Source organism: Neisseria sp. HMSC70E02 (assembly GCF_001838645.1).
Classification (GTDB): domain Bacteria; phylum Pseudomonadota; class Gammaproteobacteria; order Burkholderiales; family Neisseriaceae; genus Neisseria; species Neisseria macacae.
In genome coordinates this window covers 826-2,637 of the sequence record NZ_KV838127.1, presented here as the reverse complement: position 1 = coordinate 2,637, position 1,812 = coordinate 826, and the positions used below count along the sequence as shown (strand labels likewise).

Sequence of the window (1,812 nt, the reverse complement as noted above, 5' to 3'; positions counted from 1 at the left end):
AACGCCGTACTGGTTTAAAGTGAATCCACTATACCTTCGCTGTGGCAATTCACGCCCTCTCATTTGTTTTTAAACCATTACAGTAGGCAATCCCGCCCTGCTTCGCAGGATTTGTTACAATGTGCCTTTCTTTTTGTACTGCTCATCCATTATGACTGATTCCCAACCAAGCACGATGCAGCGGATTTTTTCGCGCAATATGCTGATTTGTATTTTTACGGGCTTCACATCGGGGCTGCCGCTTTATTTCCTATACAGCCTGATTCCTGCGTGGCTGCGCCTCAACGAGGTTAATTTGAAAACCATCGGGCTGTTTGCTCTGATTGGTTTTCCCTACACTTGGAAATTTATCTGGTCTCCGCTTCTGGACTCTGTACGCCTGCCGTTTTTAGGTTTGCGACGCGGTTGGATGTTGGTGATGCAGATCGCGCTTTTGCTGCTTTTGGCTGCCTATGCGTTTGTCCGCCCGCAAGAACATTTGTCGATTATTTTGGGGCTGTCTTTGGTAGTAGCATTTTTTTCTGCCAGTCAGGATATTGTGATTGATGCTTTCCGTCGCGAAGTGTTGTCCGATGAAGAGTTGGTTTTAGGTAACTCGCTGTATGTGAATGCCTATCGTATTTCCTCGCTGATTCCAGCCTCATTAAGTCTGATTTTAGCCGATAGGATGCCTTGGTCATCTGTATTCGTCATTACCGCTCTATTCATGATTCCGGGTTTATTGGCTACTTTATTTGTCGCGCGAGAACCGGCACAACAACCCGTCGGTGCAAAAGGCTTGAAAGATACCGTTATCGAGCCTTTCCGTGATTTCTTTACCCGTCAAAGCGTTAAACAGGCGTTGATTATTTTGGCTTTTATCGTGCTGTATAAACTGGGCGACAGCATGGCAACTGCGCTGGCAAACCCGTTTTATATCGATATGGGCTTCTCACCAACTGACATGGGACTGATTGCGAAAAACGCGGGACTGTGGCCGGCGGTGATTTTCGGGATTATCGGCGGCATTTGGGTAAACAAATTAGGCGTTAACCGTGCATTGTGGCTGTTTGGTTTGGTGCAATGGGTTACGATTTTAGGTTTTGCGTGGCTGGCAAGTTTCGGACATTTCGAGCATGTGGGCGCATCAGAACGAACCATGCTGGCAGTCGTCATTGCTGCCGAGGCAGTGGGTGTGGGCTTGGGTACAGTGGCATTTGTGTCATATATGGCGCAACAAACCAATACCGCATTTACCGCCACACAGTTTGCACTGCTGTCCAGCCTATCCGCCGTACCGCGCACGTTTATGAACGCGTCAGCAGGTTTTCTGATTGAAAAGATGGGCTATGTCAATTTCTTCTGGCTGTGTTTTATATTGGGGATTCCTGGGATGTTGCTGCTATTTAAAGTTGCGCCTTGGAACGGAGATAAAAAAGAACAATCTGCTTAAATATGCCACCAAATTTAAAGGTCGTCTGAAAACCAATGTATCCGGTTTCAGACGACCTTTTTTGCAACGATGCAAATCAAGAATAGAGAAAACAGTCAAGCGGATACAAGACAGCAAACCGCAGATATGTTGGACTATCGTGGATTCAAATACAAATAAGCCAAGCCACGAGCCGCCATTTCTGCACAGATATTTCCACTTCAGTTTGCCCTCGCCCGACTTTCTCGATAACGCGACTACCCTTCTGCAAATAGTTTTTTAGTTTTGCTTGATACCCGCCGTCTTATATCGACAATATGCGAATCCGCTCTATTCGCAATTGATTTCTTCACGCTCCCTTCGTTCATATATAGTGGATTAAATTTAAATCAGTACGGCGT

At 46.1% G+C, this 1,812-nt stretch carries 1 protein-coding gene; it reads left to right on the top strand.

Annotated features, from left to right (window positions below; all coding sequences use genetic code 11):
• The first annotated feature begins 175 nt into the window (after positions 1-175).
• Positions 176-1,432, top strand: coding sequence for an AmpG family muropeptide MFS transporter (locus tag HMPREF3277_RS11965; RefSeq protein WP_003757209.1), 1,257 nt, complete (start codon positions 176-178; stop codon positions 1,430-1,432).
• Positions 1,433-1,812 lie beyond the last annotated feature (380 nt).

Bases quoted from the DNA above. Each gene is read 5' to 3' on its own strand.
- HMPREF3277_RS11965 (WP_003757209.1), top strand. From the start codon at position 176: ATGCAGCGGATTTTTTCGCGCAATATGCTGATTTGTATTTTTACGGGC.